This window comes from Burkholderia sp. BCC1977, from assembly GCF_905339595.1.
Classification (GTDB): Bacteria; Pseudomonadota; Gammaproteobacteria; order Burkholderiales; family Burkholderiaceae; genus Burkholderia.
The window spans coordinates 78,068-103,282 of the sequence record NZ_CAJPGQ010000001.1; the positions used below are offsets into that span (position 1 = coordinate 78,068).

Annotated in this window: 26 protein-coding genes and 1 tRNA gene; 13 read left to right on the forward strand and 14 right to left on the reverse strand. The window is 68.0% G+C overall.

The window, feature by feature from the left end; genetic code table 11:
* Positions 1-36: 36 nt before the first annotated feature.
* Together ilvD and U5771_RS00355 are read left to right on the forward strand one after the other, a co-directional pair.
* On the forward strand, positions 37-1,710 hold the full coding sequence (gene ilvD / locus U5771_RS00350) for a dihydroxy-acid dehydratase (protein WP_322022130.1): 1,674 nt from the start codon (positions 37-39) through the stop codon (positions 1,708-1,710).
* Between the two features lie 125 nt (positions 1,711-1,835).
* Positions 1,836-2,165 (forward strand): c-type cytochrome, encoded by a 330-nt coding sequence (locus U5771_RS00355; RefSeq protein ID WP_322022131.1) that lies wholly within the window; start codon positions 1,836-1,838, stop codon positions 2,163-2,165.
* A 141-nt stretch (positions 2,166-2,306) separates the two neighbouring features.
* Here the strand turns inward: U5771_RS00355 and U5771_RS00360 are convergent, their stop codons facing one another.
* Genes U5771_RS00360 through U5771_RS00370 form a run of 3 tightly spaced genes read right to left on the reverse strand, consistent with a single transcriptional unit; the run spans position 2,307 to position 5,038 of the window.
* On the reverse strand, positions 2,307-3,050 hold the full coding sequence (locus U5771_RS00360; protein ID WP_322022132.1) for a DUF2486 family protein: 744 nt from the start codon (positions 3,048-3,050) through the stop codon (positions 2,307-2,309).
* A 25-nt stretch (positions 3,051-3,075) separates the two neighbouring features.
* Positions 3,076-3,492, reverse strand: coding sequence for a DNA polymerase III subunit chi (locus U5771_RS00365; protein WP_322022133.1), 417 nt, complete (start codon positions 3,490-3,492; stop codon positions 3,076-3,078).
* A gap of 34 nt (positions 3,493-3,526) precedes the next feature.
* Positions 3,527-5,038: a leucyl aminopeptidase gene (locus U5771_RS00370; protein WP_322022134.1), complete on the reverse strand. Its 1,512-nt coding sequence runs from the start codon at positions 5,036-5,038 to the stop codon at positions 3,527-3,529.
* Positions 5,039-5,160: 122 nt separating this feature from the next.
* On the opposite strand from U5771_RS00370, the gene lptF reads away from it, so the two are divergent.
* The 3 genes from lptF to U5771_RS00385 are packed head-to-tail and all read left to right on the forward strand — an operon-like array spanning position 5,161 to position 7,813.
* On the forward strand, positions 5,161-6,252 hold the full coding sequence (lptF, locus tag U5771_RS00375) for an LPS export ABC transporter permease LptF (protein WP_322022135.1): 1,092 nt from the start codon (positions 5,161-5,163) through the stop codon (positions 6,250-6,252).
* Positions 6,253-6,255: 3 nt separating this feature from the next.
* A complete protein-coding gene (gene lptG, locus U5771_RS00380) occupies positions 6,256-7,404 on the forward strand; it encodes an LPS export ABC transporter permease LptG (protein ID WP_322022136.1) in 1,149 nt (382 codons plus the stop codon).
* A gap of 25 nt (positions 7,405-7,429) precedes the next feature.
* Positions 7,430-7,813, forward strand: coding sequence for a CbiX/SirB N-terminal domain-containing protein (locus U5771_RS00385; protein ID WP_322022137.1), 384 nt, complete (start codon positions 7,430-7,432; stop codon positions 7,811-7,813).
* Between the two features lie 80 nt (positions 7,814-7,893).
* Here the strand turns inward: U5771_RS00385 and cobA are convergent, their stop codons facing one another.
* The 6 genes from cobA to U5771_RS00415 all read right to left on the reverse strand — a co-directional run bounded on the left by cobA (position 7,894) and on the right by U5771_RS00415 (position 14,121).
* Positions 7,894-8,643, reverse strand: a complete 750-nt coding sequence (cobA, locus tag U5771_RS00390; RefSeq protein ID WP_322022138.1) for a uroporphyrinogen-III C-methyltransferase — start codon at positions 8,641-8,643, stop codon at positions 7,894-7,896.
* 113 nt (positions 8,644-8,756) lie between these two features.
* On the reverse strand, positions 8,757-10,073 hold the full coding sequence (locus tag U5771_RS00395; protein ID WP_322022139.1) for a sulfate adenylyltransferase subunit 1: 1,317 nt from the start codon (positions 10,071-10,073) through the stop codon (positions 8,757-8,759).
* A 22-nt stretch (positions 10,074-10,095) separates the two neighbouring features.
* Positions 10,096-11,058, reverse strand: coding sequence for a sulfate adenylyltransferase subunit CysD (cysD, locus tag U5771_RS00400; protein ID WP_322022140.1), 963 nt, complete (start codon positions 11,056-11,058; stop codon positions 10,096-10,098).
* Positions 11,059-11,133: 75 nt separating this feature from the next.
* Complete coding sequence (locus U5771_RS00405; RefSeq protein ID WP_322022141.1) at positions 11,134-11,877, reverse strand: phosphoadenylyl-sulfate reductase; 744 nt, start codon at positions 11,875-11,877, stop codon at positions 11,134-11,136.
* A complete protein-coding gene (locus tag U5771_RS00410) occupies positions 11,874-12,416 on the reverse strand; it encodes a DUF934 domain-containing protein (RefSeq protein ID WP_322022142.1) in 543 nt (180 codons plus the stop codon). The genes U5771_RS00405 and U5771_RS00410 overlap by 4 nt, the downstream gene beginning before the upstream one ends.
* Positions 12,417-12,441: 25 nt before the next feature.
* Positions 12,442-14,121 carry a nitrite/sulfite reductase gene (locus U5771_RS00415; protein ID WP_322022143.1) on the reverse strand — a complete coding sequence of 560 codons (1,680 nt, stop codon included), beginning with the start codon at positions 14,119-14,121 and terminating at the stop codon, positions 12,442-12,444.
* A gap of 216 nt (positions 14,122-14,337) precedes the next feature.
* Between U5771_RS00415 and U5771_RS00420 the strand changes: the two genes are divergently transcribed.
* The 4 genes from U5771_RS00420 (at position 14,338) to U5771_RS00435 (ending at position 17,001) form a co-directional block, all read left to right on the forward strand.
* Positions 14,338-15,279: a CysB family HTH-type transcriptional regulator gene (locus U5771_RS00420; protein ID WP_009689198.1), complete on the forward strand. Its 942-nt coding sequence runs from the start codon at positions 14,338-14,340 to the stop codon at positions 15,277-15,279.
* 64 nt (positions 15,280-15,343) lie between these two features.
* Positions 15,344-16,501 (forward strand): ABC transporter substrate-binding protein, encoded by a 1,158-nt coding sequence (locus U5771_RS00425; RefSeq protein ID WP_322022144.1) that lies wholly within the window; start codon positions 15,344-15,346, stop codon positions 16,499-16,501.
* A 95-nt stretch (positions 16,502-16,596) separates the two neighbouring features.
* Positions 16,597-16,681 (forward strand) — tRNA-Leu (locus U5771_RS00430).
* A gap of 152 nt (positions 16,682-16,833) precedes the next feature.
* A complete protein-coding gene (locus tag U5771_RS00435) occupies positions 16,834-17,001 on the forward strand; it encodes a hypothetical protein (RefSeq protein ID WP_322022145.1) in 168 nt (55 codons plus the stop codon).
* A gap of 39 nt (positions 17,002-17,040) precedes the next feature.
* On the opposite strand, the gene U5771_RS00440 is transcribed toward U5771_RS00435, so the two are convergent.
* A complete protein-coding gene (locus tag U5771_RS00440; protein WP_322022146.1) occupies positions 17,041-17,931 on the reverse strand; it encodes an alpha/beta hydrolase in 891 nt (296 codons plus the stop codon).
* A 105-nt stretch (positions 17,932-18,036) separates the two neighbouring features.
* Here U5771_RS00440 and U5771_RS00445 point away from each other — a divergent pair, with 105 nt between their 5' ends.
* Complete coding sequence (locus U5771_RS00445; RefSeq protein ID WP_322022147.1) at positions 18,037-18,933, forward strand: LysR family transcriptional regulator; 897 nt, start codon at positions 18,037-18,039, stop codon at positions 18,931-18,933.
* Positions 18,934-19,015: 82 nt separating this feature from the next.
* Here the strand turns inward: U5771_RS00445 and U5771_RS00450 are convergent, their stop codons facing one another.
* The 3 genes from U5771_RS00450 to U5771_RS00460 form a co-directional block, all read right to left on the reverse strand.
* Entirely contained in the window at positions 19,016-19,945 is a 930-nt protein-coding gene (locus tag U5771_RS00450) for a LysR family transcriptional regulator (RefSeq protein ID WP_322022391.1), read from the reverse strand.
* Positions 19,946-20,125: 180 nt separating this feature from the next.
* Positions 20,126-20,899: an SDR family oxidoreductase gene (locus tag U5771_RS00455; protein WP_322022148.1), complete on the reverse strand. Its 774-nt coding sequence runs from the start codon at positions 20,897-20,899 to the stop codon at positions 20,126-20,128.
* A 192-nt stretch (positions 20,900-21,091) separates the two neighbouring features.
* Entirely contained in the window at positions 21,092-21,592 is a 501-nt protein-coding gene (locus tag U5771_RS00460) for a DinB family protein (RefSeq protein WP_322022149.1), read from the reverse strand.
* 321 nt (positions 21,593-21,913) lie between these two features.
* Here U5771_RS00460 and U5771_RS00465 point away from each other — a divergent pair, with 321 nt between their 5' ends.
* Both U5771_RS00465 and U5771_RS00470 read left to right on the forward strand, forming a co-directional pair.
* A complete protein-coding gene (locus tag U5771_RS00465; protein WP_322022150.1) occupies positions 21,914-22,630 on the forward strand; it encodes a 16S rRNA pseudouridine(516) synthase in 717 nt (238 codons plus the stop codon).
* Between the two features lie 105 nt (positions 22,631-22,735).
* Positions 22,736-22,924, forward strand: a complete 189-nt coding sequence (locus U5771_RS00470) for a hypothetical protein (RefSeq protein ID WP_014896297.1) — start codon at positions 22,736-22,738, stop codon at positions 22,922-22,924.
* On the opposite strand, the gene U5771_RS00475 is transcribed toward U5771_RS00470, so the two are convergent.
* The gene (locus tag U5771_RS00475) at positions 22,907-23,944 is read right to left on the reverse strand and encodes an NAD-dependent epimerase/dehydratase family protein (RefSeq protein WP_322022392.1); all 1,038 of its coding nucleotides are present in this window, start codon (positions 23,942-23,944) and stop codon (positions 22,907-22,909) included. The genes U5771_RS00470 and U5771_RS00475 overlap by 18 nt on opposite strands.
* A gap of 106 nt (positions 23,945-24,050) precedes the next feature.
* On the opposite strand from U5771_RS00475, the gene U5771_RS00480 reads away from it, so the two are divergent.
* Positions 24,051-25,082 (forward strand): CDP-6-deoxy-delta-3,4-glucoseen reductase, encoded by a 1,032-nt coding sequence (locus U5771_RS00480; RefSeq protein ID WP_322022151.1) that lies wholly within the window; start codon positions 24,051-24,053, stop codon positions 25,080-25,082.
* The last annotated feature ends 133 nt before the right edge of the window (positions 25,083-25,215 follow it).

Below are 25,215 nucleotides of genomic sequence, written 5' to 3' on the forward strand. Positions count from 1 at the left end.
TTCACGGGCGTCGCCAACACAACGATGGAGTCCCCCATGCCGTACAACCGTCGCTCGCAGCACATCACGCAAGGCGTGGCCCGTTCGCCGAACCGCTCGATGTATTACGCCCTCGGCTACCAGAAGGACGATTTCGACAAGCCGATGATCGGCATCGCGAACGGCCACTCGACGATCACGCCGTGCAACTCGGGACTGCAGCGGCTGTCGGATGCGGCCGTCGCGGCGGTGAAGGCGGCCGATGCGAACCCGCAGATCTTCGGCACGCCGACGATCTCCGACGGCATGTCGATGGGCACCGAGGGGATGAAGTATTCGCTCGTGTCGCGCGAAGTGATCGCCGACTGCATCGAGACCTGCGTACAGGGCCAGTGGATGGACGGCGTGGTGGTGGTCGGCGGCTGCGACAAGAACATGCCGGGCGGCATGATCGCGCTCGCGCGCCTGAACGTGCCGGGCATCTACGTGTACGGCGGCACGATCCGCCCGGGCCACTGGAAGGGCCGCGACCTGACGATCGTGTCGTCGTTCGAGGCGGTCGGCGAGTTCACCGCGGGCCGGATGTCGCAGGAAGATTTCGAAGGGGTCGAGAAGAACGCATGCCCGACGTCGGGGTCGTGCGGCGGGATGTACACCGCGAACACGATGAGTTCGTCGTTCGAGGCGCTCGGCATGTCGCTGATGTACTCGTCGACGATGGCGAACCCCGATCAGGAGAAGGTCGATTCGGCCGCCGAATCGGCGCGCGTGCTGGTGGAAGCCGTGAAGCGCGACCTGAAGCCGCGCGACATCATCACCAGGGAATCGATCGAGAACGCGGTGTCGCTGATCATGGCGACCGGCGGCTCGACCAACGCGGTGCTGCACTATCTCGCGATCGCGCACGCGGCCGAGGTCGACTGGACGATCGACGACTTCGAGCGCATCCGCAAGCGCGTGCCGGTGATCTGCGACCTGAAGCCGTCGGGCCAGTACGTCGCGACCGATCTGCACCAGGCCGGCGGCATCCCGCAGGTGCTGCGGATCCTGCTCGATGCGGGGCTGCTGCACGGCGACTGCGTGACGATCACCGGCCGCACGATCGCCGAGGAGTTGAAGGACGTGCCGGGCGTGCCGCGTGCGGACCAGAAGGTGATCTTCCCGATCGATCGCGCGCTGTACCAGCAGGGCCACCTCGCGATCCTGAAGGGCAACCTCGCGGAAGACGGCGCGGTCGCGAAGATCACCGGCCTGAAGAACCCGGTGATCACGGGCCCGGCGCGCGTGTTCGACGACGAACAAGGCGCGATGGACGCGATTCTCGGCGACCGGATCCGCGCGGGCGACGTGCTGGTGCTGCGCTATCTCGGCCCGCAGGGCGGCCCCGGCATGCCGGAAATGCTCGCGCCGACGTCGGCGATCATCGGCAAGGGGCTCGGCGAATCGGTCGGCTTCATCACCGACGGCCGCTTCTCGGGCGGTACCTGGGGGATGGTGGTCGGGCACGTCACGCCCGAGGCCTTCGTCGGCGGCACGATCGCACTCGTGCAGGAAGGCGACTCGATCACGATCGATGCACACCGGCTGGTGCTGCAATTGAACGTCGACGACGCGGAACTCGAGCGCCGGCGCGCCGCGTGGAAGCAGCCGGCGCCGCGCTACACGCGCGGCGTGCTCGCCAAGTACGCGGCCCTTGCCCGCCCGGCGAACCAGGGCGCCGTCACCGGCTGATGCGGCGCTCAGCGCATGCGACCCCATTGCAGGCGGCCGCCGGGGAAACGCGCGAAACGCGCTTTCCCTTTGCTTTTATAATGCGCGGACCGTGAAGCCGGCCGTCCCCGCCGGCGGAGAACTGCATGAAACAGACGATATTGCGCGCACTGCTCGCGGCGCTGCTGACCGGCAGCGCGGCAGCGGCACACGCCGACCCGGCCGGCGACGGGCTCGCGCTCGCGCAGCGCAAGAACTGCATGGCCTGCCATGCGGTCGGCAAGCCGCTGATGGGCCCGTCGTTCCACGACATCGCCGGCAAGTATGCGGCACGCGCCGACGCCGTCGATTACCTCGCGCAATCGATCGTGAAGGGCAGCGTCGGGGTGTGGGGCAGCGTGCCGATGCCCGCCAATACGCAGTTGACGGGCGCGGAAGCGCGCACGCTCGCGCAGTGGGTGCTGTCGCTGCGCTGAAGCGGAAACCGGGCGCGTGCACGCGCGCCGCGCTTTACGCCGGGCACCGTTCGACATTTTTCGTTGCAACCGGGCCGGCAATCGTCAGCGACGATGACGGGAGCCGCGCCCGCGGTTCCCGCGCATGAAACGACCGTGCGCTCAGCCTGAATGACCGGTCCGGCGGCGGGCGATCTCTGCGTCGACCGCGTCGCGAACCCACTCCATCACTTCGGTTTCGAGCGCCAGCGCCACTTCGCGCGTGATCTGGCCGACGAGCCAGGCCGTATGGTCGTGCAATGCGTCGCGACAGCGGGTCTCGATGGCCTCGCGCCCTTCCCCGGTCAGATAATTCGTCAGCCGATTGCGCAGACGCTCGGCGATACGCTGTGCGTCCTCTGCCGTCAGCGCGGCGGCCGCATGCGGGTCCGGATGTGATGCACCGCCGAGGTGACCGGTAGCCAGCCCGCCGGCAGCCACTGAGAGCGCGTGAGACACCCCCCCGCCATTGGCGTCGCGCGGCGTCGCGGCAACGCCGGCCGGCTGCGCGTCGTCGGCGGCCAGCGCGGAGCGCAGCGGCGCCTGCGTCGCAGCCGACTCTTCGGCAACGACGTGCCCGGCGGCACCGGGTTCCGCCGGCGCATCGCTGTCGCCTGGCAACTCGACGGTCGGGACGTCCGGCGTCGGCACCGGCTCGACCACCACGAATTCGGGGTCGGTTCCCGGGAGTTCGGACGCGGCGGACGCCCTGGCCGGATGGCCCGGCGCGACCACGTCGGTCAGCACCGGCACGGCGGCAACGTCGTGCGGCGGCACATCGGCCGCGGACGAACGCGACGGCACCGGCTTGCCCGGCACCAGCACGTCGGTCAGCGTCGGGATCGAAGAGGATTCGGCTTGTGTCACGGGAACGCTCCGTCGACGGTTTCGGCTAGCTGCCCTGCTTGTAGTTGTTCAGCGCGTATCCGCGATCGCGGTAGAAGCGGTAGCGGTCGCGGCCCGCGGCCAGCTCGTCCGGCGCATTGCCGACCACCTCGAGCAGGCGCTCGAAGCGGGCGAACTGTGCGGGCACGGCCGCGCCGAGGTTCAGCAGCACATGGTGATGCGGCGCCTGGTCGAGGTCGGCGGCGAGCACGATCGGCGTGCCGGCCGCGTGCGCGCTGTCGACGCCGCAATGCGGAATGAAATCGAGCGGCGAGAACGTCCAGAGCCGCTCGTCGAGCGCGCGCAGGCGCGCGGGTTCCGCGAGCACGACGACCGGCTGCCCGGCCTGGTAGGCCTTGCGCAGCAGCCGGCACGCGTACTCGAGCGAATCGCCGACGTTCGAATGGAAATCGATTCGCGTCATTGCCCGCGTACCCGCATCGTCGTGAGACCTGCCATCACTGGCCGGCGCGGTCGATCAGGAACTGCGCGAGCAGCGGCACCGGACGGCCGGTCGCGCCCTTCGCCGCGCCGCCCTTCCATGCGGTGCCGGCGATGTCCAGGTGCGCCCACGGATAGCTGTCGGTGAAGCGCGACAGGAAGCACGCGGCCGTCACCGCGCCGGCCGGACGCCCGCCGATGTTCGCGATGTCCGCGAAATTCGACTTCAGCTGCTCCTGGTACTCGTCGTCGAGCGGCATGCGCCACGCCGGATCGCTCGCTTCGCGCGATGCGTCGAGCAGTTCGCCCGCGAGTGCATCGTCCTTCGAGAACAGGCCGCTGTTGTGCGCGCCGAGCGCGATCACGCAAGCGCCCGTCAGCGTCGCCACGTCGATCACCGCGGCCGGCTTGAAGCGTTCCGCATAAGTGAGCGCGTCGCACAGGATCAGGCGCCCCTCGGCGTCGGTGTTGAGCACCTCGATCGTCAGCCCCTTCATGCTGGTGACGATGTCGCCCGGCTTCGTCGCGTTGCCGCCCGGCATGTTCTCGCAGGTCGGCACGATCGCGACGACGTTGATCTTCAGGCCCATTTCGGCGACCGCACGCATCGTGCCGAGCACCGAACCCGCGCCGCACATGTCGTACTTCATCTCGTCCATGCCCTCGCCCGGCTTCAGCGAGATGCCGCCCGTGTCGAACGTGATGCCCTTGCCGACCAGCACCACCGGCGCGGCCTTCGCGGCGGCGCCCTGGTAGTGCAGCACGATGAGCTGCGGCGGCTCGACCGACGCGCGCGCGACCGACAGGAACGAGCCCATGTTGAGCGCCTGGATCTGCTTGAGGCCGAGCACCTCGGCCTTCAGACCCCAATCCTTCGCGATTTTCTTCGCGGTGTTGCCGAGATAGGTCGGCGTGCACACGTTACCGGGCAGGTTGCCCAGGTCGCGCGTGAGGTCCATCCCGTTCGCCAGCGCGACGGCCTGCTTGACCGCCAGCTTCGCGGCCTTTTCATCGGCCGGGTCGACGCTGAACACGACGCGCTTGAGCGTGTGCGACGCCGGTTCCGGCTTGCTCTTCATCTGCGTGAAGCGGTAGGTCTCGGTGCGCAGCGCGAGAATCGCCGCACGCACGCCCCAGTCGGAGCCGCGCTCGTCGACCGGCAGCTGCGCGAGCGAGAACGTGACCTGGACGACCTTGGTCGCGAGCAGCGCGCGCCACGCGGCCGTCACTGCGTCGTTGTAGGCTTTCTGATTGAAAGCATCCTGCTTGCCGAGGCCGACCAGCAGCACGCGCGATGCACCGATGCCCGATACCTCGTGCAGGAACAGCGTCTTGCCGCGCTTGCCGTCCATGTCGCCGGCCTTCACCACGCGCGAGATCAGCCCCTTGGTGGCCGTGTCGATGTCGAGCGCCGCGCCCGAGAGGGTCTGTGCCTCGAAGATGCCGAGCACGATGCAGTCGGACTTCCCGGTCAGGAACCCCTTGGCCTCGCCTTTGCTCCAATCACAGCCTTTTATGCTAAAGTCCATCGCGCTTGTCCTCGGATAAAATCTGGGCTAAGGATGAAAGCCGCAATTATCCGCTATTTTTCCCGTGGCGGCGCGAGCGCTCCACCACGCGTGCGCAGCCTCCCGCCCTCTTCTCATCAAGAATGATCTTCGAACGCTCCCTCCAGCGCGAGCTTGCGTATACGGCTGGCGCCGTGTTCATGGTGCTGCTCACGATCATGCTCACGACGATGATGATCCGCATCGTCGGCTATGCCGCGTCCGGCGAAATCGATCCGCGCGACGTGCTCGTGCTGATCGGCCTGACCGTGATCGGCTATCTCGCCGTGATGCTCGTCGTCACGCTGTTCGTGTCGATCCTGTTCGTGCTGACCCGGTGGTACCGGGACTCCGAAATGGTGGTCTGGCTTGCATCCGGCGTGAGCCTCACGCGCCTGATCAAGCCGATCGGCGTGTTCGCCACGCCGATCGTCCTGCTGATCGCGTTCTTCGCGTTCGTCGGCTGGCCGTGGTCGAACCAGCAGAGCAAGATGATCAAGGCGCGCTTCCAGCAGCGCGACGAGATCTCGCTGCTCGCGCCCGGCCAGTTCCGCGAATCGGCCTCGAACCATCGCGTGTTCTTCATCGAGAAGATGTCGCCGGACCAGAGCAAGGTGCAGAACGTGTTCGTCACGTCCACCGAGAACGGCAAGGTCAACGTCGTCGTGTCGCACACCGGCCACACGGAATCGAAGGACGGCGATCGTTTCGTCGTGCTGGAGGACGGCCGCCGCTACGACGGCACGCCCGGCCAGCCGAACTTCAAGATCATGGAGTTCCAGCGCTACGGCGTGAAGATCACGAGCACGCCGGTCACCAACGTGCCGACCACCAACAGCACGCCGACGCCCGACCTGCTGCGCAACCCGACGCGCGACAACCTCGCGGAATTCGCGTGGCGCGCGGGGCTGCCGCTGATCGCGATCAACCTGCTGGTGCTCGGCATCCCGCTGTCGTACCAGAACCCGCGCCGCAGCCGCACGATCAACCTCGTGATGGCGGTGCTGATCTACCTCACGTACTCGAACCTGCTGAACGTCGTGCAGGCGCAGATCGAGCAGGGCAAGATGTCGTTCGGCGTCGGCCTCGTCGGCCTGCACCTGGTCGTCGCGGCGATCGTCGCGGTCATCTTCTGGTTGCGCGTGCGCAATCGTCCGCTGTTTACACGCGCGCTGTTCGGCCGCTCGGGAGCATGATCGATGCGGCTCTATGAAAAATACTTCGCGCGGCAGATCTACGTCACGTTCGTCTTCATCCTGTTCGCGTTCTCGGGCCTGTTCTTCTTCTTCGACCTGATCAGCGAACTGAACTCGGTCGGGCACGGCAACTACAAGTTCGGCTACGCGGTGCTGCGCGTCGCGCTGCAGACCCCGTCGCGCTTCTACGAGATCATCCCGGTCGCCGCGCTGATCAGCGCGATCTACGTGTTCGCGCAGATGGCCGCGAACTCGGAATTCACGATCTTCCGCGTGTCGGGCCTCGCGACCAACCAGGCGTTGCGCTCGCTGCTGAAGATCGGCGTTCCGCTCGTGATCATCACCTACCTGATCGGCGAGTTCGTCGGCCCGTACGCCGACCAGCTGTCCGAACGCGTGCGGCTGCAGGCGCTCGGCGCGTCGGTGTCGTCGAACTTCCAGTCGGGCGTGTGGGTGAAGGACACGCTCGCGGCGCGCGAGAACGGCGAGCAGGTCACGCGCTTCGTCAACGTCGGCAGCCTGTCGCCCGATTCGACGATCAGCAACGTGCGCATCTACGAGTTCGACTCGAAATTCCAGCTGCAGAACGTGCGGATCGCGCAGACGGGCCGCTACGAGCCGCCCGGCCACTGGCTGCTCAAGGGCGTCACGGAAACCGAGCTGACGCCGATCAAGCCGGTCAGCGGCCAGCCGGCCGACGCGCTGAATCCCGTGTACCGGTCGCAGCAGGTGACGCTGCCCGAATACCGGCTGCGCTCGGACCTGACGCCGCAGATCCTGTCGGTGCTGCTCGTGTCGCCGGAACGGATGTCGATCATCAACCTGTTCCGCTACATCCAGCACTTGCGCGAAAATCAGCAGGACACGCAGCGTTACGACATCGCGCTGTGGCGCAAGCTGCTCTACCCGTTCGCGGTATTCGTGATGCTCGTGCTGTCGCTGCCGTTCGCGTACCTGCATACGCGTGCCGGTGTGGTCGGCGTGAAGGTGTTCGGCGGCATCATGCTCGGCATGAGCTTCCAGTTGCTCAACACGCTGTTCTCGCACATCGGCACGCTGAACACGTGGCCCGCGCCGCTGACCGCGGCGACGCCGGGCCTCATCTATCTCGCGCTCGGCCTGTTCGCGCTCAAGTGGGTCGACCGGCACTGAGCGCCATCACGACGGAGGCTTCGACATGAGTTCGCACGGCATCGTCCTGTTCGGCCACGGCGCACGCGATCCGCGCTGGGCCGAGCCGTTCGAGCGGCTCGCCGCGCGGCTGCGCGGGGCCGGCTCCCCTGCCCCGCACGTGTCGCTCGCGTTTCTCGAACTGATGACACCGTCGCTCGATACGGCCGTCGCCGCGCAGGTTGCGGCCGGCTGCACGCGCATCACCGTGGTGCCCGTGTTCTTCGGTCAGGGCGGGCATGTCCGCCGCGACCTGCCGCAGCTCGTCGATGCGTGCCGCGCCACACATCCGGGCATCGAGATCCGTTGCGCGACGGCCGTCGGGGAAGACGACGGCGTGCTCGATGCAATCGCGCGCTACTGCATCGACCAGGTCGACCGCGACGCGTAAGCGAATCGGCGGGCCCAAACAAAAAAGCGCCGGCTTCGGAAGCCAGCGCTTTTTTTTCGCCCGCGGACCGCGCGCTCGACTCAAGCGGCGTCCTGCAACGCATCGCCTTCTTTCACGCGCCGCACGCGTTCGGCGAAGGCGTCGCCGATCATCAGCAGGCTCGGTTGCGCCGGGTCGAGCCACGCCTGCGCGCCGCCCGCCGCCATCTGCGCGAGCGTCAGCGTCAGCGTGCGCTCGCGCGCGGTGCTGCAGGCCTCGACGATCGCGACCGGCGTCGCGGGCGCACGGCCCGCGTCGATCAGCTCCTGCGCGATGCCGGGCGCGCTGTCGCGGCCCATGTAGTAGACGATCGAATCGGCGCGCGCGGCCTCGCGAATCTCGTCGCTGCCCGGTGCGCGGCTGTGGGTCGCGAACGCGACGCTGCGCGACACGCCGCGCAACGTCAGCGAACGCTTCAGCGTCGCCGCGCCGGCCAGCGCGGCGGTGATGCCCGGCACGACCTCGTAGTCGATGCCGGCCGCTTCGAGCGCGCGCATTTCCTCTTCGGCGCGACCGAACAGCATCGGGTCGCCGCCCTTCAGGCGCACCACGCACGCGTGCTCGCGCGCCGCGTCGACGATCTGCTTGTTGATGAAATGCTGCGCGGTCGAACGCTGCCCGCAGCGCTTGCCGACCGCGATCTTCCGCGCGTTCGGCGCGTAGTCGAGCATCGCCGGCTCGACGAGCGCGTCGTGCAGCACCACGTCGGCTTGCTCGAGCAGCCGCGCGCCACGCACCGTGATGAGGTCCGCGGCGCCCGGCCCTGCTCCGATCAGATATACCTTGCCCATGTTTGTCGCTTCGCTTGGTCCTGCTCGTGCGAACGGCGGCCGGCGCGCGCCGCCGCGAGGGCGGCGCTACACGCCGGTTATGCCAGTTACGCCGGTTATGCCGCTTATACCGGTTACGCCGAGAACGCCCGGATCATGCCGGCGGCGACCGTATGGTGCGTCGCCTCGTCGATCAGCACGAACGCGCCCGTGCCCGGATGCGCATCGTAGGTGTCGCAGACGATCGGCTTCTGCAGCGTCAGCGCGACGCGGCCGATGTCGTTCATCTTCAGTTCCTGGCGGTCGGTCGCGTGCGACAGCGTATGCACGTCGAGCACTTCCTTGACCGCGCCGATCTTCGCGAACACCGTGCTCGTGGTCTGCTTCAGCAGGTACTTGCGCTGCGGCGACAGCGGCGTCTCGTCGAACCAGCACAGGTCCGCCTCGAGCTTCTTCGCCGGCGCGACCGTCTCGGCGGTCGTGACGAACATGTCGCCGCGCGACACGTCGACATCCTCGTCGAGGCGAATCGTCACCGTCTGGCCTGCAAATGCATGTGCAACCGACGCGGTACCGCCCGGCACCGGCGCGACGATCTCGGCGATCGTCGCGGTGCGGTTCGACGGCAGCACGACGATGGCGTCGCCGACCTTCACCTCGCCCGACTCGATCCGGCCCATGTAGCCGCGGAAATCGTCGGCCGAGCTGCCGTCCTGGCGTGCGACCCACTGCACCGGGAAGCGCAGCGCGTCATGCGCCTGCGTCTCGACCGGCAGCGATTCGAGCACGTCGAGCAGCGGCTCGCCCGCGTACCACGGCATGCGCTCGCTCGCGCCGACGATGTTGTCGCCCTTCAGCGCCGACACCGGCACGAAACGCACGTCGTTCAGGCCGAGCTGCTTCGCGAGCGCGACGTACGCGTCGCGGATCTCGTTGAAGCGTGCTTCGCTGTAATCGACGAGGTCCATCTTGTTGATCGCGACGATCACGTGCTGCAGCGCGAGCAGCTTCACGATCGCGCTGTGACGCTTCGTTTGCGGCAGCAGTTCCGCGACGCCGTTCTCGACCGTCACGCGCGTCGCGTCGACCAGGATGATCGCCGCATGCGCGGTCGATGCACCCGTCACCATGTTGCGCGTGTACTGCTCGTGGCCCGGCGTGTCGGCGATGATGAACTTGCGCTTCGCGGTCGCGAAATAGCGGTAGGCGACGTCGATCGTGATGCCCTGCTCGCGCTCGGCCTCGAGCCCGTCCGTCAGCAGCGCGAGGTCGAGCTCGTCGCCGACCGTGCGCTTGTTCTTCGCGCGCGACAGCGCGGACAGCTGGTCGGACAGCACGGCCTTGCTGTCGTACAGCAGGCGGCCGATCAGCGTGCTCTTGCCGTCGTCGACGCTGCCCGCGGTGATGAAGCGCAACACGCCGAGGTCTTCGGTGTTCTCGATGATGCTCATGATGTGAATGTCCTCGTGTGCTTCAGAAATAACCTTGCTTCTTGCGCTGTTCCATCGCGGCTTCGGATGCCTGGTCGTCCATCCGGGTCGCGCCGCGTTCGGTGATCTCGGTCACCGCCGTCTCGGCGATGATCTTCTCGACGTCGTCCGCGTCGCTCTCGACCGGGCACGTGCAGCTGATGTCGCCGACCGTGCGGAAGCGCACCTGCGCGAGCTCGCTCGTCTCGCCGTCACGCATCGGCGTGAGCGGCGTGACCGGCACGAGCAGCCCGTTGCGGCGCACGATCTCGCGCTGGTGCGCGTAGTAGATCGACGGCAGTTCGAGGTTCTCGCGCGCGATGTACTGCCACACGTCGAGTTCGGTCCAGTTCGAGATCGGGAACACGCGCAGGTGCTCGCCCTTGTGCAGGCGTGCGTTGTACAGGCTCCACAGTTCCGGGCGCTGCGCCTTCGGATCCCACTGGCCGAATTCGTCGCGGAACGAGAAGATCCGCTCCTTCGCACGCGCCTTCTCTTCGTCGCGGCGCGCGCCGCCGATCAGTGCCGTGTAGCCGTGCTGTTCGATCGTCTCGAGCAGCGTGACGGCCTGCGCGGCGTTGCGCGAATCGGTTTCGCGGCGCAGCACGACCGTGCCGCGCTTGATCGAATCCTCGACGTGGCCGACCACCAGCTCCGCGCCGAGCTCTTGCGCACGGCGGTCGCGGAAGTCGATCACTTCCTCGTAGTTGTGGCCCGTGTCGATGTGCACGAGCGGGAACGGCAGCGTCGTCTTGCGGTTCGCGCCGAGGCCGAACGCCTTCAGTGCGAGGTGGAGCACGACGACCGAATCCTTGCCGCCCGAGAACAACAGCGCCGGCTTGCTGCACTCGGCAACGAGTTCGCGCAGGATGTGGATCGACTCGGCTTCGAGCCAGTCGAGGTGGCCCATGCGGTCGTCGGAACCGGTGGGCGGGGCAAAGGCGGATTGCTCGAGCGTCGTGCTCATGATTTCAGTCCTTCTCTTCTGGGTTCGTGCCGCCCGCTGTCGCAGGCGGCGCAATATTCGGTTTCTGGTCGGCTGTCAGTGCGCGGCGCCGGCTTCGGCGTTCGCGGGAATCGGCGTGATCGTGATGTGCAGCCCGCATTCCTTCGTGTCGCGCGACTCCCACCACCAGCGGCCCGCCCGGCTGTCCTCGCCCGGACGGATCGCGCGCGTACAGGGCTCGCAACCGATGCTCGGGTAGCCGCGCGCATGCAGCGGGTTGACCGGCACGTCGAACGCCTTCAGGTACGCCCACACGTCGGCTTCCGTCCAGTCGGCGAGCGGGTTGTACTTCGCGATCCCGCGCGCTTCGTCCTGTTCTTCCTCGTGCAGCTCCGCACGCGTGACCGACTGCTCGCGGCGCTGGCCCGTGACCCACGCGCCGACGTCGGCCAGCGCGCGGTTCAGCGGCTCGACCTTGCGGATGTGGCAGCACGACTTGCGCAGCTCGACGCTTTCGTAGAACGCGTTCAGGCCGTGCTCGGCGACGTACTGGTCGACCGCGTCCTGCCGCGGGTGAAACTGCTCGATCTCGTAGCCGTAGCGCTCGCGCACGCGGTCGATCATGCCCAGCGTTTCCGCGTGCAGGCGGCCGGTGTTCAGCGAGAAGATGCCGATCGACACGCCCTTCGACAGGATCGCGTGCGTGAGCAGCATGTCTTCCGCGGCGAGGCTGCTCGCGAACTTCACCTTCTCGTGGCGCGCGCCGATCCGCGCGAGCAGCGCGTCGAGGCGCTCGACCTTCGCGGCCAGCTCCGGCGTCAGTGCGGTCGCGGTGCTCATGCGCTCACCTTGGCGTCGGCCGCGGCGCCGCGGCGGCGGAACAGCGGCGCCGGCTCGTCGAACGCGCCCTGGTAACGCTGCGAGAATTCACCGAACGCGTTCAGCGCGTCGCGGACGTCCTTGTCGGCACGCACCGCGAACGCATCGAAGCCGCAACGCGACATGTACAGCAGCTGGTCGCGCAGCACGTCGCCGATCGCGCGCAGCTCGCCGGTCCAGCCGTGGCGCTCGCGCAGCAGGCGCGCGATGCTGTAGCCGCGGCCGTCCGCGAAGCGCGGGAAATCGACGGCGATCAGCGAGATCGCACCGAAGTCGGCCACGAGATCGGCCGGCTCGCTGTCCGGCGCGAGCCACACGCCGAGTTCGTCCTTCGTCTTCGCGGCGACGAGCGCCGCGCGCTCGGCCTGCCACAGGGTGAACGGCACCAGCACCTTGCCGGCCGGCAATGCGTCGACCGCGGGCAGCGCACCGTCTTCCGCCGCGCGCACGACCTGCCATGCGTCGTCGATCACTGCGCGGTTCTTGATAATCGAAGCCATCTGCAAATTCCTTCTACCCGGTTGGTTACGCGTTCACTGCCTGGCGCGCCGCATACACGCGCTCCTTGAACGGGGCGATGCCGATGCGGTCGTACGTGTCGATGAAGCGCTCGCCGTCGATGCGCGTCTCGACGAACGTGTCGATCAGCTTCGCGATCACGTCCGGCACTTCTTCCGCGGAGAACGACGGCCCGATCACGCGGCCGAGGCGCGCGCCGTTGCGGCCCGTGCCCTGCTCGCCGCCGAGCGACACCTGGTACCACTCGGCACCGTCCTTGTCGACGCCGAGGATGCCGATGTTGCCCACGTGATGATGGCCGCACGAGTTCATGCAACCGGAAATGTTCAGCGACAGGTCGCCGAGGTCGTACACGTAGTCCAGATCGTCGAAACGCTGCTGGATCGCCAGCGCGATCGGGATCGACTTCGCGTTCGCGAGCGAGCAGAAGTCGCCGCCCGGGCACGCGATGATGTCGGTCAGGAGGCCGATGTTCGGCGTCGCGAAACCGGCCGCCTTCGCCTTTTCCCACACCGCGAACAGGTCGCGCTTCTTCACGTTCGCGAGGATCAGGTTCTGCTCGTGCGACACGCGCAGTTCACCGAACGAGTACGCGTCGGCCCAGTCGGCCACCAGGTCCATCTGCGCGTCGGTCGCGTCGCCCGGGGCCACGCGGTGGTCCTTCAGCGACAGCGTGACGGCGGCATAGCCCGGCACCTTGTGCGGCGCGACGTTGCGCTCGACCCAGCGCGCGAACGCCTTGTTCTCCAGCAGGTGCTGTTCGAACGACGCGTCGGTGTCGGCGAGCTTCTCGTAGACGGGCGGCTGGAAGTACTGCGACACGCGGTCGACCTCGGCCTGCGTGAGCGTCGACGGGCCGTCCTTCAGGTGCTGCCACTCTTCCTCGACCTGCTGCGCGAACTTCGCGGGCGACAGCGCCTTCACGAGGATCTTGATCCGCGCCTTGTACAGGTTGTCGCGGCGGCCGTAGCGGTTGTACACGCGCAGCACGGCTTCGCAGTACGTGATCAGGTGCTGCCACGGCAGGTCTTCCTTGATCACCGCACCGACGATCGGCGTACGGCCGAGGCCGCCGCCCGCGAGGATGCTCGCGACCACTTCGCCCTGCTCGTTCTTCTTCAGGTACACGCCGAGGTCGTGGATCTGCACGGCCGCGCGGTCGTCCTTCGAGCCGGACACCGCGATCTTGAACTTGCGCGGCAGCCATGCGAATTCGGGATGGAACGTCGACCACTGGCGCAGGATCTCGGACCACGGACGCGGATCGATCTCTTCGTCCTGCGCGACGCCGGCGAACTGGTCGGCCGTGATGTTGCGGATGCAGTTGCCCGAGGTCTGGATCGCGTGCATCTGCACCGATGCGAGCTTCGCGAGGATCTCGGGCGTGTCTTCCAGCTCGACCCAGTTGAACTGGATGTTCGAGCGGGTCGAGAAGTGGCCGTAGCCGCGGTCGTGCTCGCGGGCGATGCGCGCCAGCATGCGGAGCTGCTCGCTGCGCAGGTTGCCGTACGGAATCGCGATGCGGTGCATGTACGCGTGGCGCTGCATGTACAGGCCGTTCTGCAGGCGCAGCGGACGGAACTCGTCTTCGCTCAACTCGCCCGACAGGCGGCGGCGCACTTGATCGCGGTACTGCGCGACTCGCTCGTCGACGATCGTCTGGTCGTACTGGTCGTACTGATACATTCGGGGACCCCAGGGTTTTCGTGGTGACCGCGCGACGTCCTAGCCACGTCGCGCCCGAATCTCCGTTCCGCCGCCACCGCCGGCCTTCCGCGGCCCGGCTGGATTGCTAATGACGAAAACAGATATCCATATTTGAAAAACTCCGGTGAATCGTAATAAACTCGCCTTATATTTCAAACGACTAAAAAATTCTGTTGATATGCGGAAGGGTTATAAATGAACCTGCACCAATTTCGCTTCGTGCGCGAGGCCGTCCGGCAGAATTTCAACCTCACCGAGGCCGCCAAGGCGCTCTACACGTCGCAACCGGGGGTATCGAAGGCGATCATCGAGCTCGAGGACGAGCTCGGCGTGGAGATCTTCACGCGGCACGGCAAGCGCGTGCGCTCGCTCACCGAGCCGGGCAGGATCATCCTCGCGTCGGTCGAGCGGATCCTGCAGGAAGTTGAAAGTCTTAAAAGGGTCGGGAAAGATTATGCCGCGCAGGATCAGGGCAACCTGACGATCGCCGCCACCCACACGCAGGCCCGCTACTCGCTGCCGGCCGCGATCGCCGAGTTCAAGAAGCGCTTTCCGAAGGTGCACCTGTCGATCCTGCAAGGCAGCCCGACGCAGGTCGCCGAGATGGTGATCCACGACCAGGCCGATCTCGCGATCGCGACCGAGGCGATCGCCGACTACAAGGAACTCGTGTCGCTGCCGTGCTTCCAGTGGCATCACGCGGCCGTGGTGCCGGCCGACCACCCGCTGCTCGAACGCAAGCCGGTCACGCTGGACGATCTCGCGCAGTACCCGCTGATCACGTACGACGATGCATTCGCGGGCCGCAAGAAGATCAACCATGCGTTCGCGCTGCGCGGGCTGTCGCCGGACATCGTGCTCGAGGCGATCGACGCCGACGTGATCAAGACCTACGTCGAGCTCGGCCTCGGCGTCGGGATCATGGCCGACATCGCGTTCAACCCGGAGCGCGACCGCAACCTCCGGCTGATTCCGGTCGGCCACCTGTTCGGCAGCAACGTGACGCGCGTCGCGCTCAAGCAAGGTGCCTACCTGCGCAGCTATGTGTATACGCTCGTCGAGCTGCTGTCGCCGACGCTGAACCGCAAGCTGATCGAGCAGGCGCTCAAGGGCGAATCCGAATCGTACGAACTGTGACGGACCGGTATAAACACAGGGGCGCAAATCGCGCCCCTTTTTATTGCCCGACGGAGATTTCCGCATGACGCTTCCCGCCCTGTTGCGCCGCGCCGCAGGCGCCGCCCTCGTGCTCGCCTGCGCGACCGCGCATGCCGACCTGAAGGTCGGCGTCGACCTGTCGTCGACCGGCCCGGCCGCCGCGATCGGCATCACCAGCAAGAACGCGATCCTGATGTGGCCGAAGACGATCGCCGGGCAGCCGGTGCAGGTGACGGTGCTCGACGACGCGTCCGACCCGGGCGCCGCCGTGCGCAACATCCGCAAGCTGGTCGACGAGGATCACGTCGACGTCGTGGTCGGGCCGAACATCACGCCGGCCGCGCTCGCGGCGCTCGACGCGGTAGCGGCCGCCCAGACGCCGATGATCACGCTGGTCGGCTCCGGCGCGATCGTCGAGCCGCAGGAAGGCGCGCGGACCTGGGCCTTCAAGATGGCGCAGAGCGACAGCGCGATGGCCGACGTGATGACGCGCTACATGGCCAACCACGGCGTGAAGACGGTCGGCTTCATCGGCTTCGCGGACAGCTATGGCGACAGCTGGCTGAATGAATTCACGCGCTTCGCGGAAGTCCGCAAGATCCGCGTGATCGCGACGGAGCGCTTCAACCGCACCGACGCGAGCGTCACCGGCCAGGCGCTGAAGCTGATCGCGGCGAGGCCCGACGCGATCCTGATCGCGGGCTCGGGCACGCCGGCCGTGCTGCCGCAGCGCACGCTGATCGAGCGCGGCTACAAGGGCGCGATCTACCAGACGCACGGGATCGCGACGCCGGAATTCATCAAGCTCGGCGGCAAGGACGTCGACGGGACGCTGTTCCCGACCCAGCCGGTCGTCGTCGCGCGCACGCTGCCCGCCGACCATCCGGCCCGCAAGGCCGCGCTCGCGTTCGTCGATGCCTATGAAGCGAAATACGGCGCCGGCACCGTCACGCAGTTCGCGGGCGACGCGGCGGGCGTGTACCCGCGCCTCGCCGACGCGGTCGGCCGCGCGCTCAAGGCCGCGCAGCCCGGCACGCCGGCCTTCCGCGCGGCGCTGCGGCGCGAACTCGAACGCGCGCACGAACTCGTCGTGCCGAACGGCGTCGTCAACACCGGCGACAAGGATCACGTGGGGCTCGATCAGCGCGCGAGCGTGATGGGGATCGTGAAGCACGGCCAGTTCGTCTACCTGAGCCAGTAACGCGCGGACGGTCGCCGGGCAGCTTGCCCGGCGCCCCGTTTTCCGCCATAATCCGCGTTTCGCCGCGCACAATCGCATGCGCGGCCAGAATTAAAGCCCAGGTGGTGAAATTGGTAGACGCAGGGGACTCAAAATCCCCCGCCGCAAGGCGTGCCGGTTCGATTCCGGCCCTGGGCACCAGTCTTTCGCAGCGTCATGCGCTGCACTGTCGAAACCCGCGCAAGCTCGCCGCTTCGCGGGTTTTTTGTTTTTGCCGCGCGCCGGGCAACACCGCAACGCGCGGCCTCCCCCGTCGGTCCAAGCATCAGGGAACGCCAGCACGGAGGCCGCCCATGTCCATGCGCGTCATTTCAAGCCGGATTGGCCGCGGCGTGCTTGCCGCGCTGCTGTCGATCATGCTGGGCGGATGCGACCTGCTGCGCGAGCCGCCCGTGCCCGACTGGCCGGGACCACACGCGCCCTACCCGTTTCCCGACAACATTCCGCACCGCACCGAGTGATCGGTTCGATCGACCGCGCACCGACGTGCGGCCGCGCGTTCAACCGTGCTCGCAGAACCGCACGATCGCGTCCGCGACCGCTCCCGGCGCCTCGCGCTGCGGAAAGTGTCCGACATCGTCCAGCACGGCGCGCGCGTAGCGGCCGGTGAAGAAGCGCTCGCGCGCCGCGGAGGTCTCCGGCGCGGTGCAGGTATCCGCGCCGCCGTGCAACACGAGCGTCGGCACCGACAGCACGGGTGCAGGCGACAGTTGCGCGTCGTCTTCCGCATACGCGGCACCGCCGTCGACGAATCCCCAGCGATAACGGTACGAATGCAGCACCACGTCGATCCAGTCCGGCCCGTCGAACGCAGCCGCGGCCGCGTCGAAGTCGCGTGCGTCGTACCAGCCGGCCGGCGACCACGTGTCCCACATCAGACGCGCGAAGGCCCGGCGATCGTCGCGCAGCGCCTGCTCGCCGCGCGGCGTCGCCAGGTACCAGTGGTACCAGTAGTTGCGCGCCTGCGGCAGCGACAGCGGCTGGGCCGGGTCGTTCGTGCCGTACCCCACCGACAGCATCACCAGATGCGAAGCCGCACCGTCGCGCAACCCGCACGCGTTCGCCACCGCACGGGCGCCCCAGTCGTGCCCGACCATCACCGGCCGCTCGATGCCGAGCGTGTCGATGAATTCGAGCAGGTCGCGGCCAAGCGCCGCGAGCCGGCCGCTGCGCGGCGTCGCGGGATCGCGAAAGCGGGTCGGCGCGAAGCCGCGCAGCGCGGGCGCGAGCACACGGTAGCCGCGCGCGGCCAGCGTTTGAGCCACGGCCTCCCAGCCGACCGGGCTGTCCGGCCAGCCGTGCAGCAGCACGGCCACGCGTTCGCCGCGCGGGTTCCATTCGAGATAGGCGAGTTCGAGCGACGCGGTCGTCGCATATCGATAAGCGGTCATGTGCACTCCGGTTGGTCAGCCTGAATGCCCGATGGTAGGCCCGCCTCTCATCACGATTCGCGGAGTATCATGATCCATTCTTTGAATATCGCGTTGAATCGATCGATGGAACCGCTGACCGATCCCGCGTCGACCGCGCTCGACATCGCGCTGTTGCGCACCTTCCTCGAAGTCGTCGACCGCCGCGGCTTCGCGCCGGCCGCGGAGCGCCTCGCGCTGACGCCATCCGCGGTCAGCGGCCACATCAAGCGGCTCGAGCAGGCGGCCGGCACGGTGCTGCTCGCGCGCACCACGCGCCGCATCGCGCTCACGCCGGCCGGCGACACGCTGTACGCGTACGCGCGCAACATCGTCGACATGGAGCGCGAAGTGCGCGCCCGGCTACGCGGCGCGCCGGCGCACGGGCGATTGCGCGTCGGCGCGTCGGAGGATTTCGCGGGCACGTGGCTGCCGCAGGTGCTGCGCACGTTCCGCGACAGCCATCCGCGCACGTCGATCGAGCTGAAGGTCGGAATCACCGCGGCGCTGCTGCGCGAGCAGACGCTGGGCCGGCTCGACGTCGTGTTCGGCAAGCAATGCCGGCAGGTCGACGCGCCGGGCGAACTGCTGTGGGAAGAGCCGCTGGTGTGGGCGTTCGCGTCGGATACGGCGCTCGACGCCGAAGGCGACGTGCCGCTCGCGCTGTTTCCGGAGCCGTGCGTGTACCGGGAAGCCGCGGTGTCCGCGCTCGCTGCCGCGCTGCGGCCGTTTCGCGTGCTGTTCGAAAGCGCCAGCATGGCCGGCTGCGTATCGGCCGCGCTCGCCGGCTTCGCGGTCACGGCGCTCGCGCGCAGCCAGCTGCGCGACGGCCTGCGCGCATGCGGGCCGCACGACGGCCTGCCGGCGCTGCCGGCCGCGCGCTTTTACGCGTTCGCGGCGAAGCCCGACGGCGCCGGCGCCGCGCTGATCGACGCGGTGCGGGCCACCGGGCGCACGCGGCAGTTCTCCGCACACGCCGGCTGAACGCGCTCGCCGGTCGCGGTACATATCAAGTTTCGCCGACACCCGCCGATCGCCGCCGGCGCGTTCGGGCGCGGTGCCCTTTTCAGTCGCCGGTCGCGGTCGCGCCCGTGTCGTCCAGCGCATCCGCGACCAACTCCCCGAACCACTCGATGAACGCGTTGAGCCGCCTCGACCGGTGCCGGCGATGCGGATAGACGGCCGACACGTCCATCGGCGCGGCCCGATGGCCGGGCATCACCTCGACCAGCGCCCCGCTGTCGAGCAGATGCACGACGTCGAAACGCGGAATCTGGATCAGCCCCATGCCGGCGATGCAGCTCGCGATATAGGTTTCGGCGTTGTTGACGATCACGCGGCTCGGGAGCGCCAGCGTGTGCCGCCCGCCGTCCGCGCAGTATTCCCAGCCCAGCTCGCGGCCGGTCGTCGGCGACGCATAGCCGATCGCCCAGTGCCCGTGCGCAAGCGCATCGGGATGCTCGGGCACGCCGCATTCGCGCAGGTAATCGGGGCTCGCGCAGTTGATCAGCGCGAACTGCCCGAGCGGCCGCACGACGAGGCTGCTGTCCGCGAGCCGCCCGACCCGGATCGCGCAGTCGACCCCCTCCTGCACGAGATCGATCGAGCGGTCCGTCGAGCCGAGCGACAGTTGCAGCTTCGGGTAGCGGCGAAACAGCGACGGCAGCGCGGGCGCGATCACGCGGCGCGCGATCCGGCTCGGAACATCGACGTTCAGCCGCCCGATCACGTCGCGATCGCGGCGCCGGAACAGCCGGTCGAGTTCGTCGGCTTCCGCGAGCAGGCGCCGGCCGCGCTCCTGCAGCAGCGCGCCGTCGGCAGTCAGCTGGACCTGCCGCGTCGTACGGTGCAACAGACGCGTGCCGAGCGCGGTCTCGAGCTGCTGGACGGCGGCCGACACCGTCGCGCGCGGCACGTCGAGCGCATGCGCGGCCTTGATGAAGCTGCCCATCTCGGCAACCTGAAGGAAGATTCTGACCTGGTCCAGCTTGTCCATCGGCAGGCGAATGACGTGGGTTCGGACGACCGTCACCGGCAAGCGCCGCGCGCGGCGGCCGAGCCCGGCGGCACAGATGAAACGGGCGCGCGGCGTTGTGCCCGCGCGCCCGTCCATTGTCCATGCAAACGGTCCATTGCGGGTCGCCGCGCGCACGCGACGACCGCCGGCAGGGCCCGGTTACTTGGTCGTATAGCCGCCGTTGATCAGGATCGTCTGGCCGGTAATCCACCAGCCGTCGGTCACGAGATGACGGATGAACGGCACGACGTCCTCGATGTCGGTAAGCCCCGTCTTGCTGAACGGCGACAGCGCGGCCGCCGTCTTGTGATACGCCACTGCGTCGGCGCCTTCGGCCGGGTAGAAGAACGGCGTGTCCATCGGGCCGGGCCCGACCGCCGTCACCGAGATGCCGCGCGCGCCATACTCCTTCGACGCCGCGCGCGTGAAGTGCTCGACCGGCGCCTTCGACCCTTCGTAGGCCGCATAGAACGGCGTGAACGCGCCGAGCAGCGACGTCACGAGCGTGACGAGCTTGCCGTGATCCTCGAGGTGCCGCCCCGCTTCCTTGATGAAGAAGAACGCCGACTTGCTGTTCACCGCGAACATCTCGTCGTATTCGGCCTCGGAGATTTCGGTGAACGGCTTCTTCAGCACCTTGCCGACGGTGTTGATCGCGATGTCGATCTTGCCGAAGCGCTGCTTCGCGTCGACGAACAGCTTCTCGACCGCGGCGGCCGTCGTCAGGTCGGCCTGGAACGTCGCGGCTTCCGCGCCGGCCGCCCGCACGGCGGCGGCCGTCTCCTCGGCCTGCGCCTGCGATGCCGCGCTGTTGTAGTGAATCGCCACCGCCTTCGCGCCGTGGCCGGCCAGATCCCGGGCGATCAGGCCGCCGAGATTCTTGGCGCCGCCTGCGATCAGGACGATCTTGTCTGCGAGCGTGTGAGTCGCCACGGTTGACTCCTTTTTGCGTTGAATGAAGCTAGGAGTGTAGGCACGCGCGACGCGCCGGTCAGCCGGGCATGGCTGGATGGATTATCCAGAAAAACGATCCAATCAAGCGTCCGGAACGGTGGGCTGCCCCACCGACAACGGCGGCGAAATCCGCTCGACGCGACACGATGCACGGCCACCGGGCCGCGCGAGTCAGCGTGCGTACAGCGCCGCGTCGATCTTGCCGAGCAGCCACTGCATGCCGGCCAGATGCTGCTGGTCGTGGCTGCACAGGTAATGGACGAGGCCGCGCACGGTCAACGCGCCGTAGCCTTCGAACTCGCCGGTGCGCGCCATCTGCTCGGTCGTGAGGCGCGACACGAGCTCGAGCGTCTCGCGCCGTGCGTCGCGAATCGCCGCGAGCACGTCGGACGCGGACGCGGCGTCATAGCGGCGCTCGATCGCGAGCGCGTCGCCGTCGACCGACACGAGCAGCGGATGATCCTCATCGAGCATCCGCCGCAGCCGCACGTGGTAGCCGTCGATCTCGATGTCGCGCACGTGGCAGAGCTGCCCGAGCGGCGAGAAGTGCTCGCTCGGGATGCCGCTCCAGTCGTCGGGGGTCCAGCGTGCATAGCCGTCCGGCACGGCGGCGAAATGGGCCTCGAGCTGGCGGGGAAAATCGGCGAGTGCATCGAGCGTCGTCGGATTCATGCGGCAAACTCCGTGTCGGATGAAGACGGCGGCAGGCCTGGCACGGGCCGGTGCCGCCGCCGCGGCATTACTTCACGCGGAAGCCGTACGCGCCTTGCGTGCGATGTCCGTCGGTCGCGACATGCGCATGCGCGAAGCGGCCGACGCAACCGTTACGGCCGACACGACGGCGGCGACGGCGGCGGCCTTGCGGCCGACCCGGAGCGAATCGGATTGCATGGACTTTCCGTGAAGAAGGAACGCGCGCCGCGCTCCGGCAGCTTACCAGCGCGGGCGGGTTCGTGCCGGTGCCGGCGCGCCGCTTGATAGAATGCGCGCGCTATGGATCTCGAAAGCATTCTCTACACGCAGGGCTTCGGCTCGCGCCGCCAGTGCCGCGGCCTGATCGAAACGGGTCGCGTCACCGTCGCGGGCGCGAGCGCCACCGACCCCGACGCGTCGTTCGACACCGCCGGCCTCGTGTTCACGGTCGACGACACCGCGTGGCCGTTCCACGCCCGCGCGTATCTCGCGCTCAACAAGCCGGCCGGCTACGAGTGTTCGCGCGAGCCGCAACACCACGCGAGCGTGTTCAGCCTGCTGCCCGCGCCGCTCGTCGCACGCGGCGTGCAGTGCGTCGGCCGCCTCGACCAGGACACCACGGGCCTGCTGCTGCTGTCCGACGACGGCCAGTTCGTGCACGCGTACACGTCGCCGAAGCGCAAGGTGCCGAAGACCTACGTCGCGACCGTGCGCCACCCGCTCGACGACGCCCAGCTGGGCGCACTGCGCGCCGGCGTGCAGCTCCACGGCGAGCCGAAGCCGATCGCGGCGGTGGCCGCCGTCGCGCGCGACACGCACGCGCTCGCACTGACCGTCCTCGAAGGCAAATATCATCAAGTGAAACGCATGGTCGCCGCGGCCAGCAACCGCGTCGAGGCGCTGCACCGCGAAAGCATCGGCGGTTTCACGCTGCCGGACGACCTGGCGCCGGGCGCGTGGCGCTGGCTCGGGGAAGACGACCTTTCAACACTGCGCAATCCCGTCAAAACCCTGTAAGGGAAAATCCGCACGATCGTTCGGTGCCCGGCCGCGTCGCGGCCGCACGATCCCCCGCTATACTGAAATCACAAGCTGTACGAGCAGCGATGCAGGGGAGACATCATGAACTTCAACCATTCTTTCGAACTGTCGTACGTGACGATCGCGTTCGCGGTCGTGGGCGCCATCGTGATCGGCGGGCTGCTGGCCACGATGCACATGAAGCACAAATATCACCCGAACCTGATCGGCGCGCTGATCGGCGCGTTGCTGTGCTTCCTGCTGATCGAGGCGTTACCGGCGCTGACCTGACGTGCCGCGCGGCGCGAGCGTTTGAAGGAATTCGTCTACGGTCGGATAGCGCAACGTCACGCACAATTCGGCCTTGAGCCGGGCATTGGACAGGCGCCGCGACTCGCGCATGAACGACAGGAGCGTCGGCTCGAGCCGCTGCTCGGCGTCCGCGCGGCTGATGCGCGGCGGCGGCGGCAGGCCGAACACCTGCGCGACCCGGTCGAAATACTCTCCCATCCGCAGTTCGCTGTCGTCCGACGCATGCACGGCGCGCGCCGGCTTGCCGCGCACGGCCGCGCGACGCAGGATCGCCGCGAGATCGTCCGCATGGATGTGGTTCGTATAGACGTCGTCGGCCGCGTCGAGCGCCGGCGTGCCGCGCTCGAGCCGTGCGAGCGGCAACCGGTTCGCCGCATAGATGCCGGGAATGCGCACGATGCGCGCGGACAGCACGCCGCGCACCGTCGCCGCCCGCAGCTGACGCTCGGCCGACACGCGCCGGAACGCGCGCGGATTCGCGGGGCGCAGCGGCTGCGTTTCGTCGATTCGCGCCCCGCCGCAATCGCCGTATACGCCCGTCGTGCTGGCGTAGACGAGCGTCGGCGCGCGAAGGGCGTCGGGTACAATACGCGCTGCCCGCACCGGCACGCCGGCCTGTCGGGTCGCGGCACGCAGCGTGCGGAGCCGGCCGACCGACGACACCGGCGGTGCGGTCGGCCGCCGTGCAGGCACGGACAATGCGGCGATCAGCGCACGGGTGCGGCGATCGTCGCGGCCGTCGGATTGCGGCGGCGCGAGATGCAGGATCGTGCGGGCGAGCCCCGCGATACGTCCGAGCGTCGCCCGGCGATCGAGGTCGCCGACGATCGGCGTCGCGCCTGCCGCGCGCAATTCGGCGCAGCGGCCCGGATGGCTCGTCAGCGCGACGATGCGCAGGTTGCGGCGCGCGTCGCGCCATTGCGCGACGCAGCGCAGGCCGACGTCGCCGCAGCCGACGATCAGTGCGCGCGGCCGGCGCAGGATTCGAGTCGCGATCATGTTGGTTGCGAAATCAGTAGCCACCGTTGCGCGGCGCGCAACGGGTTTGCATTGTAGCTGCCGTGCGCGACATGCACGGTCCCCACATTTTGTTCTATTTGGTTCTATGGCATTCAACGTTACTCTCAAGCAAAGCGGCCGGCAGTTCCAGGTCGAGTCGGACGAAACCGTGCTGGCGGCGGCGCTGCGCCAGAACGTCCATCTGCCGTACGGGTGCAAGAACGGCGCGTGCGGCTCCTGCAAGGGCCAGATCGTGTCGGGCCAGATCGAACAGGGCCCGCACGCCGCGTCGGCGCTGTCCAACGACGAACGCACGCGCGGCCTCGCGCTGCTGTGCTGTTCGAAAGCGCAATGCGACCTCGAGATCGACGTGCGTGAAATCGCCGGCGTCGACGGCGTACAGGTGAAGAAGCTGCCGTGCCGGATCGCGGCGCTCGAGCGCCGCGCCGACGACGTGATGGTCGTGAAGCTGCAACTGCCTGCCAACGAACGCCTGCAATACCTCGCGGGCCAGTACGTCGAGTTCATCCTGAAGGACGGCTCGCGCCGCAGCTACTCGATGGCGAACGCGCCGCACGAGGAAGGCCCGATCGAGCTGCACATCCGCCACATGCCGGGCGGCAAGTTCACCGACCACGTGTTCGGCGCGATGAAGGAGCGCGACATCCTGCGCTTCGAAGGCCCGCTCGGCACGTTCTTCCTGCGCGAGGATTCCGACAAGCCGATCGTGCTGCTCGCGTCGGGCACCGGCTTCGCGCCGATCAAGGCGATCATCGAGCACATCAGGCATTCGGGCATCACGCGCCCGATGACGCTCTACTGGGGCGCACGCCGCAAGAAGGACATCTACCTCGGCGAACTCGCCGAGCAATGGGCGCGCGAAATCCCGAACTTCACGTACGTGCCGGTGCTGTCCGAGCCGGACGACACCGACCAGTGGACCGGCCGTACCGGCTTCGTCCATCGCGCGGTGATCGAGGACCTGCCCGATCTGTCGGGCTACCAGGTGTACGCATGCGGCGCGCCGGTGATGGTCGAATCCGCGCAGCGCGACTTCACGCAGCACCACGCGCTGCCGGCCGACGAGTTCTACGCGGACTCGTTCACGAGCGCCGCCGATCTCGCGCATCCGGTCTGAGCACCGGGCGCGCCCGCGTCCCCCGCTGCGCGCCGCCGTGTCACATCCGTGGCATCGCGGCGGTTTACAGTGGGGCGCGGGATGCCTTATGCTTGCGCACATGAACCGCTTCCTGTCCGCACTTCGACGTCGC

Excerpts from the sequence above, each read along its gene's own strand:
- ilvD (WP_322022130.1), top strand. The coding sequence starts at position 37 with ATGCCGTACAACCGTCGCTCGCAGCACATCACGCAAGGCGTGGCCCGT.
- U5771_RS00355 (WP_322022131.1), top strand. The coding sequence starts at position 1,836 with ATGAAACAGACGATATTGCGCGCACTGCTCGCGGCGCTGCTGACCGGC.
- U5771_RS00365 (WP_322022133.1), bottom strand. The coding sequence starts at position 3,492 with ATGACGCGAATCGATTTCCATTCGAACGTCGGCGATTCGCTCGAGTAC.
- U5771_RS00370 (WP_322022134.1), bottom strand. The coding sequence starts at position 5,038 with ATGGACTTTAGCATAAAAGGCTGTGATTGGAGCAAAGGCGAGGCCAAG.
- lptF (WP_322022135.1), top strand. The coding sequence starts at position 5,161 with ATGATCTTCGAACGCTCCCTCCAGCGCGAGCTTGCGTATACGGCTGGC.
- lptG (WP_322022136.1), top strand. The coding sequence starts at position 6,256 with ATGCGGCTCTATGAAAAATACTTCGCGCGGCAGATCTACGTCACGTTC.
- U5771_RS00385 (WP_322022137.1), top strand. The coding sequence starts at position 7,430 with ATGAGTTCGCACGGCATCGTCCTGTTCGGCCACGGCGCACGCGATCCG.
- cobA (WP_322022138.1), bottom strand. The coding sequence starts at position 8,643 with ATGGGCAAGGTATATCTGATCGGAGCAGGGCCGGGCGCCGCGGACCTC.
- U5771_RS00395 (WP_322022139.1), bottom strand. The coding sequence starts at position 10,073 with ATGAGCATCATCGAGAACACCGAAGACCTCGGCGTGTTGCGCTTCATC.
- cysD (WP_322022140.1), bottom strand. The coding sequence starts at position 11,058 with ATGAGCACGACGCTCGAGCAATCCGCCTTTGCCCCGCCCACCGGTTCC.
- U5771_RS00405 (WP_322022141.1), bottom strand. The coding sequence starts at position 11,877 with ATGAGCACCGCGACCGCACTGACGCCGGAGCTGGCCGCGAAGGTCGAG.
- U5771_RS00410 (WP_322022142.1), bottom strand. The coding sequence starts at position 12,416 with ATGGCTTCGATTATCAAGAACCGCGCAGTGATCGACGACGCATGGCAG.
- U5771_RS00415 (WP_322022143.1), bottom strand. The coding sequence starts at position 14,121 with ATGTATCAGTACGACCAGTACGACCAGACGATCGTCGACGAGCGAGTC.
- U5771_RS00420 (WP_009689198.1), top strand. The coding sequence starts at position 14,338 with ATGAACCTGCACCAATTTCGCTTCGTGCGCGAGGCCGTCCGGCAGAAT.
- U5771_RS00425 (WP_322022144.1), top strand. The coding sequence starts at position 15,344 with ATGACGCTTCCCGCCCTGTTGCGCCGCGCCGCAGGCGCCGCCCTCGTG.
- U5771_RS00435 (WP_322022145.1), top strand. The coding sequence starts at position 16,834 with ATGTCCATGCGCGTCATTTCAAGCCGGATTGGCCGCGGCGTGCTTGCC.
- U5771_RS00440 (WP_322022146.1), bottom strand. The coding sequence starts at position 17,931 with ATGACCGCTTATCGATATGCGACGACCGCGTCGCTCGAACTCGCCTAT.
- U5771_RS00445 (WP_322022147.1), top strand. The coding sequence starts at position 18,037 with ATGGAACCGCTGACCGATCCCGCGTCGACCGCGCTCGACATCGCGCTG.
- U5771_RS00450 (WP_322022391.1), bottom strand. The coding sequence starts at position 19,945 with ATGGACAAGCTGGACCAGGTCAGAATCTTCCTTCAGGTTGCCGAGATG.
- U5771_RS00460 (WP_322022149.1), bottom strand. The coding sequence starts at position 21,592 with ATGAATCCGACGACGCTCGATGCACTCGCCGATTTTCCCCGCCAGCTC.
- U5771_RS00465 (WP_322022150.1), top strand. The coding sequence starts at position 21,914 with ATGGATCTCGAAAGCATTCTCTACACGCAGGGCTTCGGCTCGCGCCGC.
- U5771_RS00470 (WP_014896297.1), top strand. The coding sequence starts at position 22,736 with ATGAACTTCAACCATTCTTTCGAACTGTCGTACGTGACGATCGCGTTC.
- U5771_RS00475 (WP_322022392.1), bottom strand. The coding sequence starts at position 23,944 with ATGATCGCGACTCGAATCCTGCGCCGGCCGCGCGCACTGATCGTCGGC.
- U5771_RS00480 (WP_322022151.1), top strand. The coding sequence starts at position 24,051 with ATGGCATTCAACGTTACTCTCAAGCAAAGCGGCCGGCAGTTCCAGGTC.